This window comes from Solihabitans fulvus, assembly GCF_008386585.1.
In the GTDB taxonomy this organism is placed as follows: domain Bacteria; phylum Actinomycetota; class Actinomycetes; order Mycobacteriales; family Pseudonocardiaceae; genus Solihabitans; species Solihabitans fulvus.
On record NZ_VUOB01000157.1, the window covers coordinates 1 to 453 of the forward strand.

General features: G+C 63.1%; 1 protein-coding gene. It reads right to left on the reverse strand.

Features of this window, described 5'->3' with window-relative positions:
• Nucleotides 1-11: 11 nt before the first annotated feature.
• On the reverse strand, nucleotides 12-353 hold the full coding sequence (locus tag F0L68_RS40970) for a YbaB/EbfC family nucleoid-associated protein (RefSeq protein WP_188317119.1): 342 nt from the start codon (nucleotides 351-353) through the stop codon (nucleotides 12-14).
• Nucleotides 354-453: the final 100 nt, after the last annotated feature.

Genomic DNA, 453 nt, shown 5'->3' on the forward strand with positions numbered 1-453 from the left:
AGTCGTTGAGATCACGTCAGTGTCTCGGTCATCGTCTGCTGGAGCAGTTCGGGGATCCTCGCCTGCGCTCGGCGGAGGCAGGTCATGATCTGCCGCGACAGGTCCGACATGGGCCGCTCGCGCGCGGGTTCGGCGATGGCGATGTCGGTGGGAATTCCGTTGGCGCCGACGGTAATCCGCACCAATCCGTCCCGTGACGTCTCGGTCACCGAGAGCTGCTGCACCCGGTCGGACATCTCCTGGTAGCGCGCCGCGTTTCGATTCAGTTCCTGCTCCCATTGGGAGACAAGCTGTTCGGACGCGCTCACATCGGGTTCCACAGCGCCTCCCCCTCGACCAATGTCGTCGAGCAAGAATGACGTCTTGATTCGTGGTCCGGTTCCGTTATGTCGAGGATTGGGCCGAACGGCCCAGGCTTGTTAGCGGCCTGTTAGCCCGGATCTTTCGCGCGGG